We start from the raw sequence: 14,867 nt of genomic DNA, 5'->3' as shown, positions 1-14,867 counted from the left end.
ACCTTCGGTGCTTTTTTTGTTATTATTATTTTGTATATCTTTGCATAAATAATTATAATTTCTAAATGGATTCTGACATAGTCAGGCTTTTGCTAGCCTTGTTTCTTGTATTGCTTAATGGCTTTTTCGTAGCCGCAGAATTTTCAATTGTTAAAGTTCGTTACTCTCAAATTCAGCTTAAAGCTGCCGATGGCGATTCTATGGCAAAACAGGCAGAGCATATTATCAAACATCTTGATGAGTATCTTTCTGCAACACAGCTTGGTATTACTTTAGCATCTCTTGCTTTAGGTTGGGTGGGCGAAAGTGCGATGCACCACGTTATTGATAATGTATTTCATTCTTTAAATATAAATCTTGCTGAATCTACTGTTACAACAGTTTCTTTGGTTTTAAGCTTTCTGATTATTACAGTAATGCACATTGTTTTTGGTGAATTAATTCCAAAATCGATTGCGATCAGAAAAGCAGAAGCTACTACAATGGCAACTGCGGTTCCTTTGAGAGTTTTTTACACAGTTTTCAAACCATTTATCTGGTTGATGAACTTAATGTCTAACGGGGTTTTAAGATTAATCAAAATTCATCCCGCTTCAGAACAGGAAATTCACTCAACTGAAGAACTTCAGCTTTTGGTAAAGCAATCTGCCGATAGCGGAGAAATTGAGGAAGAAAACTACGAGATCATAAAAAATGCATTTGATTTTACCGATCATTCTGCAAAACAAATCATGGTTCCGAGACAAAATATCCTTTCTATTGACTTTTCAGATGATCTGAATGTAATTATTGATAAGATTATCGAAAGCGGATATTCCAGAATTCCGGTGTATGAAAACTCTATCGACAATATTATTGGGGTATTTTATACAAAAGAAATTATCAGAGAATTCGTTAAAAGAAAAGGAAACCTTAATCATGACGATTTAAAAAGTCTTATGGGAGAAGCTTTCTTTGTCGTTGGAAGTAAGAAAATTTCAGATTTATTAAAACTTTTTCAACAGAAAAAACGACATTTAGCTATTGTAATTGATGAATTTGGTGGAACTGAAGGAATTATTACCTTAGAAGATATTTTGGAAGAATTGGTGGGTGAAATTCAGGATGAAGAGGATGATGAAGAAAAATTGGTTGATAAAATTGCTGAAAATACCTATTGGGTAAAAGCAACTCAGCCATTGGATGAAATCAACGAATCTTTGCCTAAAAAATTGACTGTTTCTGAAGAAAGCGAGTACAATACATTAGCCGGATTTATTTTGCATGCTTTGGAAGATATTCCGGAAGAAAATCAGGAATTTGATTTGGAAAATTATCATTTCAAAATCTTGAAAATGAACAATAAGAGCGTCGAAATGGTTGAATTGGTATATATTGAACCGAATATAGTAGACGATATTTTAGATAAATTAGACGTTTAAAATACATAAATAATGATTTTTTATAACAGCATAAAAGATTATGAAGATCCAAAACGACAGTACGAAGAGGAAGTTCTGGTTTTGGATGATACAGATGAAGTGTACAAACTGATTCTGCATAACGACGATATTCATACTTTTGACGATGTAATTGAAGCATTGATTCAGATTTGTAAACACGATCCGATACAGGCAGAGCAATGCACCATGTTGGTTCATTTTAAAGGCAAATGCACCGTAAAAACAGGCTCAATGGATATTTTGAAGCCGATGCACGAAAAATTAATTGCAAGAAGCTTAACAAGCGAAATCGTATAATACAGACTCCGACATTTATGTCGGAGTTTTTTGTTTAATTTAAATTTAATTTATCAAAGAATACAATCTTTTTTCAAGCTAAAAAAACATCCGGCTTCAGACTTCAAACTTCCATCATAAATACTATCTTTGTAAAAACTCTAAAGAAATAAATAGAATGCTTGTAATAGGAATTGCCGGAGGTACAGGATCGGGCAAAACTACCGTTGTTGATAAGATTATTCAACAGCTTGATATTGAGGGAATGAATATTCTTTCTCAAGATAATTATTATAATGATAATCACAATCTTACACTTACAGAAAGAGAAGCTTTAAACTATGATCATCCGAAATCCATCGATTTTGATTTATTGATTAAACATGTAAAAGCTTTGAAAAATAACGAAACAATCGAGCAACCTCTTTATAGCTTTGTAACGCACGGAAGAACAGGGGATCATATAACCGTTGAGCCGAAAAATGTTTTGGTAGTTGAAGGAATTCTGGTTTTAACCAATAAGGAATTGCTTAAAGAATTTGATTTAAAAGTATTCGTTCACGCAGATTCAGATGAGAGACTGATCAGGAGGATCAAAAGAGATACACAGGAAAGAGGAAGAGATCTGAACGAGGTTTTACACCGTTATCAGACTACCTTGAAGCCAATGCATCAGGAATTTATTGAGCCTTCAAAAAACGAAGCCGATTTAATTATTCCAAATATGAGACAGAATTCTGTCGCAATTGATTTTTTAACGACCGTTATTAAAAATTCATTAAGAAAACACTAAAAAAATGGCAGAAAAAGAACTTATTAAAGATATCAAACCAAAATCTGAAATTTTTAAATTTTTTCAGAGTTATGTTTTAAACAAATATATTCTGACGATTTTCTTGTTTTTGGTGTGGATGATTTTCTTTGATCAAACTTCTTTTTTGGTAATCCATGAGCTCAATGGCGAAATTAATAAGTACGAAGAACAGCTCGATTATTACAAATCGGAATACGAAAAGAATGATAAATTCTACAAAAAACTGATGAATAATAAGTCTGAAAAAGAAAAATACGCCAGAGAAAATTATTTTATGAAAAAGCCTAACGAAGAGATCTTCATCCTCGTTGTAGACAGCGCAAATATTGCTAAAAAATAAACTTTAACGTGAACTGTGAATGTCAATTAGAGTCGCTGTCAATTTAAAATAAATAAGCGGATCAAAATTGTTCATTACCCATTACATATTACCCATCATTTATGTCAAATTCAGAAACTTTCTCAAGCTGGAAAAATCTTGTTAAAAAACAACTTAAAACGGAAGATATTTACACGATCCTGAAAAAAGAAAATTTAGAAGGAATTGATGTAAAACCTTTTTATAATTCTGTGGAAAAACCAATGGTAAACCTTCCGAAAGTAGAAGAAAGCACCCATTTGGTAGCAACATACCACGAAAGTCTTGAAGATGATGTTTTTGCATTTTTATTGAATGAAAATGTAGAAAATCTTGTAGGAAAAACTGTTTTTGTTAACAATAAGGATTTGGCAGAGCACATCAGTCCGCAAGATGAAGATCAATATTTCTCTTTGATTGATGTTTTTAATGAACAAAATGCAGAAATTAATGATCAGCTGGTAAAAGAGCTTTTGGCAAAAGATTTTAAAAGAAATATTTGTGTAGATATTTCGCTTCATCAAAATGCCGGAGCTGCAATTTATCAGCAATTGGGGATTGCTTTGGCAAAAACTAAAGAATTGATTGAAATTTACGGAGCAGAAATCATCAATAAGCTGATTTTTAGGATTGCTGTCGGAGGAAACTATTTCTTTGAAATGGCTAAAATCCGTGCTTTTAAATTGGTTTTTAATCAGTTATCTAAAGAATATGATTTAAACGAGATTCCATATATTTTTGCTGAAACCTCACTTAGAAATAAATCAATTTCAGATAATGAAAATAATCTTATTCGCTCGACTTTAGAATTGGCTTCTGCCATGATTGGTGGAGCAGATGCGGTTTACAGTACGAATTATCTGGTTGAAAAAAGCACAGAAAATTCAGAAGAAATTTCTTTTAAACAACAGATTGTCTTGGCTTACGAAAGTATCATCAATGTCTTTGAAGACGCATCCAACGGAAGTTATTACATAGAAGATATTACCAATCAAATCGCTGATAAATCTTGGGAATTCTTTGTTGAAATCGAAGAAAAAGGAGGTTATCTGGAACTTTTAAAACAAGGAATTATCCAGAAAAACATCTACGATCACGCTGTTGAAGAACAAAAATGGGTGGAAGAAGGTAAAATAAAACTGATTGGCGTTAATTTATACCCCAAATTAGAGCTAAAAAAATCTATTGAGGAATTATATCATCAAAATGAATTAAAAGCCGTTCGTTGGGCTGAAATGTTTGAATAATGAAAAGGCAATAAATTGTGTATTTGAATATACTTATCATTTGTTATTTCAGAAAATTTGAAGGATTGGGAAAAAATAAATAGTTTTATTAATAAGCGATTATTAAAATAAAAAATGCTTCGACTCCGCTCAGCATGACATTTCTAATATTACTACGTCATTTTATTACGTTGTCATGCTGAGCGAAGTCGAAGCATCTCTTTCAAAGAATCTACAAATCTGTGTTAAATAAAATAATTTTAAATAAAGACATTCAAAACTACATCAATGCAAATCTCACCGCAGATCTGCATTCTTTATTATTAAAAAAATCTCCGTTTCCTGAAGTTTCTATGCAGGAAATTGTTCAGCAGATTAAAGGAAAACAGGTTGCTCAGAAAAAGTTTCCATTTCTTTTACAAGACGGAATTATTTTTCCGCCACAACTCAATCTCGAACAGTCTTCTTCAGAAAAAACAGCTTTTTACAAATCAGAAATTTTAAAAGGACAGAAATTCATCGATTTAACGAGTGGTTTTGGGATTGATGCTTATTATTTATCTAAAAATTTTCATGAGATTACTTTAGTTGAACAAAATAAAGAACTTTTAGATATTGTACAACATAATTGGATTGTTTTGGGCAAGAAAGCAAGCTTTATTGACTTAAAACTGGAAGATTTTCTTATTGAAAACGAAGAAAATTTTGATGTAATTTATCTTGATCCGGCTCGAAGAGATCAAAATAAAAATAAAGTTTTTCTGCTTGAAGATCTTTCGCCAAATATTCTGGAAATTCAGGATCAATTGCTTTCTATTTCGGAAGAAGTCATTATAAAACTTTCGCCTTTAATTGATTTAAAATATCTGATTTCGGTTTTAAAAAACATTTCTAAAATTGAAATTATTGCCGTTAAAAATGATGTAAAAGAGATTGTGGTTTTTCTTTCTAAAAATTATTCAGGAGAAATTATTTGTAAATGTATTAATCTTGAAAGCGATGAAAAAGATTTTAGTTTTGAAATAAATGCTGAAAAACATTCAGAAGCTGAATATTCAGAACCTCAAAAATTTATTTATATTCCGAATAATACCATTCTCAAAGCAGGGATTTTCAATCTGATTTCAGAACAGTTTAAACTTAAAAAACTACATCCGAATACCCATTTGTATACTTCTGAAATTAAAATTGAAGATTTTCCTGGAAGAATTTTAGAAATGGAAGTGATTGATTCAAAACAGATTAAAAAGAAAGAACAGTTTAATTTGATTTCAAAAAATTATCCTTTAAAACCTGAAGAAATCAAGAAGAAATATCAGTTGAAAGATGGCGGAAATCAATATCTTATTTTTACACAATCCAAAAAAGGTAAAATAATATTAAAATCAGTCTAAAAATGTTGCCGAAAAATGCAATATTTCTTACTTTTGGGCAATAAAAAATTATAGAAGAAATCGCAAAGATTGTTTGAGCAACAAACATCGATCGATAAAGTGATTTCATTAGATTTAAAAATAAATATCTGCATATGAAAAAATTAGTTATATGTTTAGCTCTTGCAACGGTAGCGGTAAGCTGTAAAAAAATCCAGGCTGGAGGGAATAAAAATATCATCAAACTGGAAGAAGGTACAGAAAGATATTCTGATGATCATCAAGGTGGTTCAGAAGCTCATGGTACAGCTCACGAAGCGGCGGCTCCTGCACATGCAGAACCAGCTAAAGATGCTCACGGAACTGAAGCTCCAAAAACTGATTCTACTGCTGCAAAGAAACAAGAGCCTGCAAAAGCAGAGCACTAATTTTCTGAAAATAAAATATATGAATCCTGCTTTTTTGCAGGATTTTTTTGTTGAAACAAGATTAAATTTTTTCAAAAGAAATTAAAGCTAATTTGTTTGCTGTGGCGATACAATTTTTTTAATTTTAACAAAATTTAATTTACAATGCAAGAAACATTAAATTACATCAACGAAAACAAACAGCGTTTCGTAGATGAATTGTTTGAGTTACTTAGAATTCCTTCTATTTCTGCCGATCCGGCTTACAGCAATGACGTTTTAAAATGTGCTGAAGTTTGTGCAGAACACCTTAAAAATGCAGGAGCAGATAATGTTGAAATATGCAAAACAAAAGGATATCCTATCGTTTTCGGTGAAAAATTAATTGACGAAAACCTTCCAACAGTTTTGGTGTACGGTCACTACGATGTGCAGCCTGCAGATCCTTTAGAACTATGGAAAAAACCACCTTTTGAGCCTTATATTGAAAAAACTGATCTTCATCCTGAAGGAGCGATTTTTGCAAGAGGTTCAGCAGATGATAAAGGACAATTTTTTATGCAGGTGAAAGCTTTTGAAGCAATGATGCAAACTAATTCTCTGCCTTGTAATGTGAAATTTATCTTAGAAGGTGAAGAAGAAGTAGGTTCTATAAGCCTAGGAGATTGGGTAAATGAGAATAAAGAAAAGCTGTCTTGTGATTGCATATTGATTTCAGATACTCATATTTACAGCAATGAACAACCAACAGTTACAACTGGTTTAAGAGGTTTAAGCTATGTAGAGGTTGAAGTTGAAGGACCAAACAGAGACTTGCATTCAGGACTTTATGGAGGTGCAGTTCCGAATCCTATTCACGTGCTTTCAAGAATGATTACCAAATTAATTGATGAGGACGGACAAATCACGATTGATGGTTTCTATGACAACGTAGAAACTGTTTCTGATGAAGAAAGAGCTGAAATGAATAAGCTGAAAGATAATCCTGCAGAATTTAAAAAATCTATTGGTTTAAATGATGTGGAAGGTGAAAAAGGATATACAACTTTAGAGAGAACTTCAATCCGTCCTACACTAGATTGCAACGGAATTTGGGGTGGTTATACAGGTGAAGGCGCAAAAACGGTAATTCCGTCTAAAGCTTCAGCTAAAATTTCGATGCGTTTGGTTCCTTATCAGACACCTGAAGAAATTACAGAAAAGTTTACAAAATATTTTGAGAAAATTGCTCCTGCAAATGTAAGAGTAAAAGTTACTCCACATCACGGTGGAATGCCTTATGTTTTACCAACCGATACCAAAGAATATTTGGCGGCTAAAAATGCAATGCAAACTGCTTTCGGGAAGGAAGTTCTTCCATACAGAGGAGGAGGAAGTATTCCTATTACATCGATGTTTGAGCAGGTTTTAGGAGCTAAATCTGTCTTGATGGGATTTGGTTTAGATTCTGATGCAATTCATTCACCAAATGAACATTACGGTTTGTTTAATTTCTATAAAGGAATTGAGAGTATCCCAATGTTTTTTGAGAATTATTCTAAGTCTTAAAAAGTGAATTAATTTATTAAATAATAATCCTTAAGAAATTTTTCTTGAGGATTATTTATTTAATATTGATATTTTTTGTTGGATTGAATTATTTTCTTTAATTTTAGCATATAACTTAAATTAATATATCATGAAGAAAATTTTACTATTAAGTGCCCTAGTTGGGTTAAGATTATTGAATGCTCAAAATGTTTATAGCTATGGTTTTGATACCGTTTTTTCTGCAAGTTGGGCAATGACGAATCAAAGTACCTCTGCTAATGCAACTACAATATGGAGTAAGGCAACCTACACATCATCCTCTACATCTACTAATTCCATTTTTAGTAGCGGGATTGGCGGAGTTCCAGTAGGGCAAGCTGGTGGAGCTAATTCTTTTGCATTAGTAAATTATTCATCTACAACAGGGTCAGGAACTATAAGTAATTGGTTGATTAGTCCTGTTGTTAATGTTAAAGATGGTGATGTAGTTAGCTTTTACAGCAGAAAAGGAACTGACGGAACAATGGATTATCCAGACCGTTTGGAATTGCGCTATAGTACTGCAGCCACAACCGTAGTGCCTTCAACAGGTCCTACGGATCTCGGTTCTTTTACTACTCTTGGAGTTACGATAAATTCTGCACTTGCAGCCGGCTTTGTGTATCCAAAAACTTGGACTCAATATAGTTTTACTATCACTGGAGTTGGTAGTACGCCTGTTCCTATAAAATTCGGTTTCAGATATTTTGTAACAAATGGTGGAACTACAGGTGCTAATTCGGATATTATAGGTATTGATACTTTTTCAGTTGATCGCGTTAATTTAGGTGTAAACGATGCAATTGCTAAAAAACAATTACTATCAGTATATCCTAATCCAACTACAGATTTCTTGGCGATTAAAACGGAAAATAAAATAGGCAGTGTTTCTGTTTTTGATATTTCTGGTAAAAATATAAATGTAAAATTAGATGGCGACAAAGTAGATGTTAGAAGTCTTCCAGCAGGAACTTATTTAATCAATGTTGAAACAAAAGATGGTGTTTCTACAGAAAAATTCATCAAAAAATAAATTACTGATCAATCTCAGTATATTAAAAACGCTCCAATTGGGGCGTTTTTGTTATTTTAGAGTTTTAAAAAGATTAATCAATGATAGAAAATAAAGTAGCATATATTACGGGAGGAACAAAAGGAGTAGGATACGGAATTGCAAAAGTATTACTTCAAAATAATGTTTCAGTTGCATTTTCGGGAAGAAAAAAAGAAGAGGTTGAGAAAGTAGAGAATGAATTAAAACAATATTCAGCTAATGTTTTAGGTTTGATTTCAGATGTTAAAAATATGGATAATGAGTCTAATGCAGTCAAAAGCATCATAGACAAATTCGGAAGATTAGATTTTGTAATTGCAAATGCAGGATTGGGAATTTTCAAACCTGTTGATGAACTAAGTTCCGAAGAATGGAATGAGATGATTGATACCAACTTAACTGGAGTTTTTCATACTTTAAAAGCTTCAGTGGAAGAATTGAAAAAAACAGAAGGATATTATATTACAATTTCAAGTTTGGCAGGAGCCAATTTCTTCGAAAACGGAACAGGTTACAACGCTTCCAAGTTTGGTGTAGTAGGCTTTACTCAGGCTGCTATGATCGATTTAAGAAAGTATAATATTAAATCTACTGTAATAATGCCGGGCTCAGTTGCGACAAATTTTAACGGAAATATTCCTTCAGAAAAAGATGCCTGGAAAATTCAGCCGGATGATATGGGGAATTTGGTATTGGATATTTTGAAGATGAATCCAAGAGTTTTACCAAGCAAGATTGAGTTTAGAGCAACAAAACCAAAGTCTTAGAAACTTATAATGCGCTGAATAATAATTAAATAAGTATTATGCATGCATAATATATTTTTTATTTATATTTACAAAACTTAACAAACAAAAATAGCTTCCGAAAATCTCAGGATTTTAACAGGCTGATAATAAAAATTTATAACGCACATGGAGCCGTAAGGCGACATTTGGTAAATGAAAATAATTAAAACAACATATGAAATCGCCATGATTTGGAAACGCTTTTACCAATGAAACAAGCGATAACATATGGCAATTAAAAACAATAAAATCTACATATGAAAATATTAGTTTGCATCAGTAGTGTTCCGGATACTACTTCAAAAATCAATTTTACAGCAGATAAATCTGCATTCGACAAAAACGGAATTCAGTGGGTAATCAATCCGTTAGACGAATTCGCATTAACGAAAGCAATCAAATTACAAGAATCTCAGGGAGCAACTGTTACAGTTTTAAACGTAGGAGATGCTGGAACTGAGCCGGTAATCAGAAAAGCTTTGGCAATTGGTGCAAATGACGGAGTAAGAGTAAATCTTGACCCGAAAGACAGCTATTCTACAGCGAAAGAAATTGCTTCTGTAGCTCAGAATGGAGGATACGACTTAATTCTTTGTGGTAAAGAATCGATTGATTACAACGGAGGTTCTGTTCCTGGAATGGTTGCTCAGTTGTTGAATCAACCTTTTGTAAACGCTTCTGTTGGTTTGGATGTGAACGGAGCTGAGGCGACTGCTGTAAGAGAAATTGAAGGTGGTAAAGAAACTATTTCTGTGAAATTACCTGCTGTAATTGCTGGTCAGAAAGGATTAGTTGACGAAAAAGATTTGATTATTCCAAACATGAGAGGAATTATGTCTGCAAGAACAAAACCTTTGCAGGTTGTAGAGCCTACTTCATCTGAGGTGAAAGTTCAGGGAGTTTCTTATGATTCTGTTCCACCAAGAGCAGCTGTGAAGATCGTTTCTCCGGATAATTTAGATGAGTTGGTAAGACTTCTTCACGAGGAAGCTAAAGTGATTTAATAAGAACCAAGTAAAAAGTAAAAGATTCAAGTGGTTTGATTCGGAGTTTAAATTTCAAACGTCAAATCTCAAATCTTGAACATTAAACCTTAAACTTTAAACAAAATTAAAATGGCAGTATTCGTATACGCAGAAAATATAAACGGTGTTTACAAGAAAGCAGCTTTTGAAGCAGTTTCTTATGCTAAAGCAGTGGCAGATCAGGCGGGTGATACCGTTACGGCAATCTCCGTAAACCCAACAGATTCTTCAGATTTATTGTATAAATATGGAGCAACAAACGTAATCAATATCAAAGACGAAGGTCTTGAAAATTTCTCAGCAAAAGCTTATGCACAAGCTGTAAGTGAAGTTGCAGACGGAAATATCCTTGTTTTTCCTCACACAACAGATGCTTCTTCTGTAGCGCCAATGTTGGCTGTAATGAAAAATTATTCTTTAATTACTAATGTTTTGGAAGCTCCGGAAAGCCAGTCTCCGTTTCAGGTGAAAAGAAAAGCGTTCTCAGGAAAAGGTTTCATGCATGCAAAAGCTGAAGGAACAGGAGTAATTCTTACTGTTTCTCAAAATGCTTTCGGTGTTAAAGAAAATGCAGTTTCTGGTTCAGAAGAGGTGAAAAATCTTTCTGTTGCTAATGAAGATACTAAAGTAATCTCTCACGAGCAGAGTTCAGGGAAATTAGACTTGAAAGAAGCTGAAGTAGTAGTTTCTGCAGGTAGAGGAATGAAAGGTCCTGAAAACTGGGGAATGGTAGAAGATTTAGCAAATGTTTTGGGTGCTGCAACAGCTTGTTCAAAGCCGGTTTCAGACATCGGATGGAGACCTCACACAGAACACGTAGGTCAAACAGGTAAAGCAATTGCACCTAATCTTTATATTGCAATTGGTATTTCTGGAGCGATTCAGCATTTAGCTGGAGTAAACTCTTCTAAAACAATCGTTGTAATCAACAGTGATGCTGAAGCTCCGTTCTTCAAATCAGCTGATTACGGTGTTGTAGGAGATGCTTTCCAGATTATCCCTGCATTAACAGAGAAAATTAAAGCACTTAAAGGATAGAAAGGTTAATGGGGAATTTTGCTTCGCAAGTCAATAGTGAATTTTAAAATTGACAACGAAGTTAATTGACATTTGACCATTCACAATTTAAATAATTACAATAAAAGCTCGGCTTCCGGGCTTTTATTTTTGTCTAAAAAGTAAAACCTACAATAAAAAATTAATTTATATTTGTAGTCATGGATTATAAACAGCTAATCATACGCGGAATATCGTACAGCCAGACCCAATCGGGCGCTTACGCATTGCTATTGGAACATGAAGAAACAAACATTAAATTGCCCGTTGTTATCGGTAATTTTGAAGCGCAATCCATTTCTTTAGGCTTAGAAAAAGACATTCATCCGCCACGCCCGCTTACACACGATTTATTTACAAAATTTATTATTTCTACGAATTATAAATTGGTTTCGGTAATCATTTATCAGATTGTAGACGGCGTTTTCTTTTCAAATATTAATTTTAAAAATTCCGAAACCGAGGAAGAGCTGATTCTTGATGCAAGAACTTCAGATGCTGTTGCAATGGCAGTAAGATTTGATGCGCCAATTTACACAACACAGCAGGTTTTAAACGAAGCCGGAATTTTATTGGAATTAGAAGAAGTAGCTAAAGAAGAAGAAACTTTTTCTGAAACAGTACAACCAGAAGACAGCTTGACGTCTGTCTCAATGGAAGAATTGCAGAAATTGCTGGATGAAGCCGTAAAAGAAGAAGATTTTGATACCGCTCTTGAAATTCAGGAGGAGATCAAAAGGCGAAAAAAGAAAATAGATTAAAGAGATATTTACAATTAAAAAATGAATTTAAAATTACGATTGACCATCCTGAGCTTTTTACAGTTTGGGGTTTGGGGAGCTTATCTTACTTCCATGGGAAATTATTTGGGCTCTGTAGGATTAGGTTCCAAAATTGGACTTTTCTATGCAATGCAGGGGATTGTTTCCATTTTTATGCCTGCGATTATGGGAATTATTGCAGACCGATGGATCCAGGCTCAGAAACTTCTTGGAATCTCACATTTTCTTGCCGCAGTTTTCTTGATTTGGGCTGGTTATTATGGAATGTCAGCAGGAGAAAATGTTGAATTTTCAAAACTTTTTCTTCTTTACGGATTAAGTGTCACTTTCTATATGCCATCCATTGCACTTTCCAATTCTGTTGCGTACACAGTTTTGGTAAATAATAATTTTGATACGATAAAATCATTTCCACCCATTCGAACTATGGGAACAGTAGGTTTTATTTGTGCAATGCTATTTGTGAATTTTGCAGGTATTCAAGATGGAAATTTTAGTTTTAATTTTTCAAATGAATCGGGTTTCCCAAGTTTTCAGAATAGTTACAGCCAATTTTTTGTTTCGGGTATTTTAGGAATTATTCTTTTTATTTATTCATTTACCTTACCGAACTGTCCGGTTAATAAAAGTGATGAAAAAAGAACTTTATCTGATGCTTTAGGCTTGAAGGCTTTTGCTTTGTTTAAAGAGAAAAAAATGGCAATTTTCTTTATATTCTCAATGTTCTTGGGTGTTTCTTTGCAGATTACCAATGGTTATGCAAATCCATTCATAACAAGTTTCAAAGAAATTCCTGAATTTGCAAATACATGGGGCTCAAATAATGCTAATGCTTTAATTTCTCTTTCGCAGGTTTCAGAAACACTTTGTATCTTATTAATTCCTTTCTTTTTAAAACGATATGGAATTAAAAAAGTAATGTTAATGGCAATGTTTGCATGGGTTTTAAGATTCGGATTATTTGCAACAGGAAATCCTGGAGGAGGAGTTTGGATGTTTGTTTTATCAATGATTGTTTACGGTATTGCATTCGATTTTTTCAATGTTTCAGGATCACTATTTGTCGATAAAGAGACAGATAAAAGTATTCGTTCAAGTGCACAAGGAGTTTTCATGATGATGACTAACGGTTTTGGGGCAACAATTGGGATGTTGGGAGCTCAGGAAGTTGTAAATCACTATGTTTTCTCACAAACAGATCCTTCTTTACAGCTTGCAGGATGGCAAACTTCATGGTATATTTTTGCAGGTTATGCATTAATAGTAACTATTGCCTTTGCTATTATTTTTAAGCATAAACACGATCCCAATCAATTAAAAGAAGTAAAACATTAAATTTATTTCAATAATTAAAGAAATATAAATTGCACTTTTGAAAAAAAGTGCAATTTTTTTTTACTTTTAGGCAACCATTTTCAAACTGTACCGTCTTATAGATAGAAACTACTACATGAAGCATTTAGAAGAGAATTTTAAACTTGCCAAAAAATACGATCGGAGAGCTCAGAAAGCACTTTACGATTTGTTTTCAGCTAAAATGTTGGCGGTTGCAAATTCTTATACTAATAATATTCATGATGCAGAAGATGTTTTGCTGAATGCTTTTCTGAAATGTTTCAATAAAATCAACGATTGCAAAGACTGGAAAAGCTTTCCATTTTGGCTGAGAAAAATTGTAGTAAATGACTCAATATCCTTTATCAGGAGAAACAAGAATATTTTGTACACAGATATTGAAGTTGCTGATGAAATTTCTGAAGAAGAGCTGACTGATAACTTTAGTGAAATCAATATCGAAGAAATTTTTTCTAAAATGCCAACGGGTTACCGATTGATTTTTAATCTCTACGTTTTTGAAGATAAAAAACATCAGGAAATCGCTGAAATTCTGAATATTTCAGAAGGTACAAGTAAAAGTCAGCTCAGCAAAGCCAAAAAATGGATTGCTGATTATTTAAAATCAAAAGAAAATGGACAAAAAAATACGGAAACAGTTAAAAACTGACTACGAAGACCTCGAAATAAAGCCTTCTGCGAACCTTTGGGATCAAATTGAACTAGGATTAGATAATGATTCTGAAACTGTGCAGAAACCCTCGTTTCAATGGTGGAAATATGCTGCAGTAATTGTTCTTTCACTATCATTTGGAACCTTGTTTTACTACAATTCTGATCAGTTTTTTAAATCTAAAGAAACACTTGTAGTTAAAAAGCCTGTAGAAAATAACAGTAAACCAAAAGACAATATTGAATCTGTCGCTGATAATAAAATTGAGGAACTCAACAATACTTCTGAAATAAGTATTAAATCAGAAAAAGCTCAGAAAAAACAATCGGAAATATTAGTTCATACACAATCTGAAGTCTTAAAAGAAACTCCGAAAATCGTCAATACAGAACCTCAAATCAGTCTAAAACCTGAAGTTGAGATTAATAACAAACCTGAACAGCAAATCCCTGAATCTCCTCAATTAGCAAACGCACAACCTGTTGTGAAAGCTAACAAAGTAAAATATGTTACTGCAAATGATCTTATTTTTCAACGAAAATACAGCACTGAAAAGAAAGAAAATGCTCAGGAAAACGGAAAAAGGCTTGGGATTATTACGATTAATAGAATCAACGTAAGTCCGGAGTTTATTACCATTTTTAACGGTAGCAATAACAATACAAGCGAACAAAAATAATTCATCAGAT

The 14,867-nt window shown here is 33.1% G+C and carries 16 protein-coding genes; all 16 read left to right on the top strand.

Features of this window, described 5'->3' with window-relative positions; genetic code table 11:
• Positions 1-65 precede the first annotated feature (65 nt).
• The 16 genes from BUR17_RS04350 to BUR17_RS04275 all read left to right on the top strand — a co-directional run bounded on the left by BUR17_RS04350 (position 66) and on the right by BUR17_RS04275 (position 14,857).
• Complete coding sequence (locus tag BUR17_RS04350; protein ID WP_074229118.1) at positions 66-1,421, top strand: hemolysin family protein; 1,356 nt, start codon at positions 66-68, stop codon at positions 1,419-1,421.
• 12 nt (positions 1,422-1,433) lie between these two features.
• Positions 1,434-1,739 (top strand): ATP-dependent Clp protease adaptor ClpS, encoded by a 306-nt coding sequence (locus BUR17_RS04345; RefSeq protein ID WP_074229116.1) that lies wholly within the window; start codon positions 1,434-1,436, stop codon positions 1,737-1,739.
• 157 nt (positions 1,740-1,896) lie between these two features.
• Positions 1,897-2,511, top strand: coding sequence for a uridine kinase (udk, locus tag BUR17_RS04340; RefSeq protein ID WP_074229114.1), 615 nt, complete (start codon positions 1,897-1,899; stop codon positions 2,509-2,511).
• Between the two features lie 4 nt (positions 2,512-2,515).
• Positions 2,516-2,872, top strand: coding sequence for an FtsB family cell division protein (locus BUR17_RS04335; protein WP_074229112.1), 357 nt, complete (start codon positions 2,516-2,518; stop codon positions 2,870-2,872).
• A 101-nt stretch (positions 2,873-2,973) separates the two neighbouring features.
• Positions 2,974-4,137 carry a methylmalonyl-CoA mutase family protein gene (locus tag BUR17_RS04330; protein ID WP_074229110.1) on the top strand — a complete coding sequence of 388 codons (1,164 nt, stop codon included), beginning with the start codon at positions 2,974-2,976 and terminating at the stop codon, positions 4,135-4,137.
• 221 nt (positions 4,138-4,358) lie between these two features.
• A complete protein-coding gene (locus tag BUR17_RS04325) occupies positions 4,359-5,510 on the top strand; it encodes a class I SAM-dependent methyltransferase (RefSeq protein ID WP_074229108.1) in 1,152 nt (383 codons plus the stop codon).
• A 134-nt stretch (positions 5,511-5,644) separates the two neighbouring features.
• A complete protein-coding gene (locus tag BUR17_RS04320; RefSeq protein WP_074229106.1) occupies positions 5,645-5,917 on the top strand; it encodes a hypothetical protein in 273 nt (90 codons plus the stop codon).
• Between the two features lie 144 nt (positions 5,918-6,061).
• Positions 6,062-7,444, top strand: a complete 1,383-nt coding sequence (locus BUR17_RS04315) for a dipeptidase (RefSeq protein ID WP_074229105.1) — start codon at positions 6,062-6,064, stop codon at positions 7,442-7,444.
• 175 nt (positions 7,445-7,619) lie between these two features.
• Positions 7,620-8,498, top strand: coding sequence for a T9SS-dependent choice-of-anchor J family protein (locus BUR17_RS04310; protein WP_159437585.1), 879 nt, complete (start codon positions 7,620-7,622; stop codon positions 8,496-8,498).
• A gap of 80 nt (positions 8,499-8,578) precedes the next feature.
• Positions 8,579-9,286, top strand: a complete 708-nt coding sequence (locus BUR17_RS04305; protein ID WP_074229101.1) for an SDR family oxidoreductase — start codon at positions 8,579-8,581, stop codon at positions 9,284-9,286.
• A 278-nt stretch (positions 9,287-9,564) separates the two neighbouring features.
• Positions 9,565-10,311 (top strand): electron transfer flavoprotein subunit beta/FixA family protein, encoded by a 747-nt coding sequence (locus tag BUR17_RS04300; protein WP_074229099.1) that lies wholly within the window; start codon positions 9,565-9,567, stop codon positions 10,309-10,311.
• A 111-nt stretch (positions 10,312-10,422) separates the two neighbouring features.
• A complete protein-coding gene (locus BUR17_RS04295; protein ID WP_074229097.1) occupies positions 10,423-11,370 on the top strand; it encodes an electron transfer flavoprotein subunit alpha/FixB family protein in 948 nt (315 codons plus the stop codon).
• A gap of 179 nt (positions 11,371-11,549) precedes the next feature.
• Positions 11,550-12,149 carry a bifunctional nuclease family protein gene (locus BUR17_RS04290; RefSeq protein WP_074229095.1) on the top strand — a complete coding sequence of 200 codons (600 nt, stop codon included), beginning with the start codon at positions 11,550-11,552 and terminating at the stop codon, positions 12,147-12,149.
• Between the two features lie 21 nt (positions 12,150-12,170).
• Positions 12,171-13,505 (top strand): MFS transporter, encoded by a 1,335-nt coding sequence (locus BUR17_RS04285; RefSeq protein ID WP_074229093.1) that lies wholly within the window; start codon positions 12,171-12,173, stop codon positions 13,503-13,505.
• A 115-nt stretch (positions 13,506-13,620) separates the two neighbouring features.
• On the top strand, positions 13,621-14,175 hold the full coding sequence (locus tag BUR17_RS04280; RefSeq protein WP_074229091.1) for an RNA polymerase sigma factor: 555 nt from the start codon (positions 13,621-13,623) through the stop codon (positions 14,173-14,175).
• Positions 14,141-14,857, top strand: a complete 717-nt coding sequence (locus tag BUR17_RS04275) for a hypothetical protein (RefSeq protein WP_074229089.1) — start codon at positions 14,141-14,143, stop codon at positions 14,855-14,857. The genes BUR17_RS04280 and BUR17_RS04275 overlap by 35 nt, the downstream gene beginning before the upstream one ends.
• Positions 14,858-14,867: the final 10 nt, after the last annotated feature.

The sequence above is a fragment of the Chryseobacterium scophthalmum genome (assembly GCF_900143185.1).
Taxonomy (GTDB): domain Bacteria; phylum Bacteroidota; class Bacteroidia; order Flavobacteriales; family Weeksellaceae; genus Chryseobacterium; species Chryseobacterium scophthalmum.
This window is presented reverse-complemented; position numbering and strand designations above follow the sequence as displayed.

Excerpts from the sequence above, each read along its gene's own strand:
- BUR17_RS04350 (WP_074229118.1), top strand. The coding sequence starts at position 66 with ATGGATTCTGACATAGTCAGGCTTTTGCTAGCCTTGTTTCTTGTATTG.
- BUR17_RS04345 (WP_074229116.1), top strand. The coding sequence starts at position 1,434 with ATGATTTTTTATAACAGCATAAAAGATTATGAAGATCCAAAACGACAG.
- udk (WP_074229114.1), top strand. The coding sequence starts at position 1,897 with ATGCTTGTAATAGGAATTGCCGGAGGTACAGGATCGGGCAAAACTACC.
- BUR17_RS04335 (WP_074229112.1), top strand. The coding sequence starts at position 2,516 with ATGGCAGAAAAAGAACTTATTAAAGATATCAAACCAAAATCTGAAATT.
- BUR17_RS04330 (WP_074229110.1), top strand. The coding sequence starts at position 2,974 with ATGTCAAATTCAGAAACTTTCTCAAGCTGGAAAAATCTTGTTAAAAAA.
- BUR17_RS04320 (WP_074229106.1), top strand. The coding sequence starts at position 5,645 with ATGAAAAAATTAGTTATATGTTTAGCTCTTGCAACGGTAGCGGTAAGC.
- BUR17_RS04315 (WP_074229105.1), top strand. The coding sequence starts at position 6,062 with ATGCAAGAAACATTAAATTACATCAACGAAAACAAACAGCGTTTCGTA.
- BUR17_RS04305 (WP_074229101.1), top strand. The coding sequence starts at position 8,579 with ATGATAGAAAATAAAGTAGCATATATTACGGGAGGAACAAAAGGAGTA.
- BUR17_RS04300 (WP_074229099.1), top strand. The coding sequence starts at position 9,565 with ATGAAAATATTAGTTTGCATCAGTAGTGTTCCGGATACTACTTCAAAA.
- BUR17_RS04295 (WP_074229097.1), top strand. The coding sequence starts at position 10,423 with ATGGCAGTATTCGTATACGCAGAAAATATAAACGGTGTTTACAAGAAA.
- BUR17_RS04290 (WP_074229095.1), top strand. The coding sequence starts at position 11,550 with ATGGATTATAAACAGCTAATCATACGCGGAATATCGTACAGCCAGACC.
- BUR17_RS04285 (WP_074229093.1), top strand. The coding sequence starts at position 12,171 with ATGAATTTAAAATTACGATTGACCATCCTGAGCTTTTTACAGTTTGGG.
- BUR17_RS04280 (WP_074229091.1), top strand. The coding sequence starts at position 13,621 with ATGAAGCATTTAGAAGAGAATTTTAAACTTGCCAAAAAATACGATCGG.
- BUR17_RS04275 (WP_074229089.1), top strand. The coding sequence starts at position 14,141 with ATGGACAAAAAAATACGGAAACAGTTAAAAACTGACTACGAAGACCTC.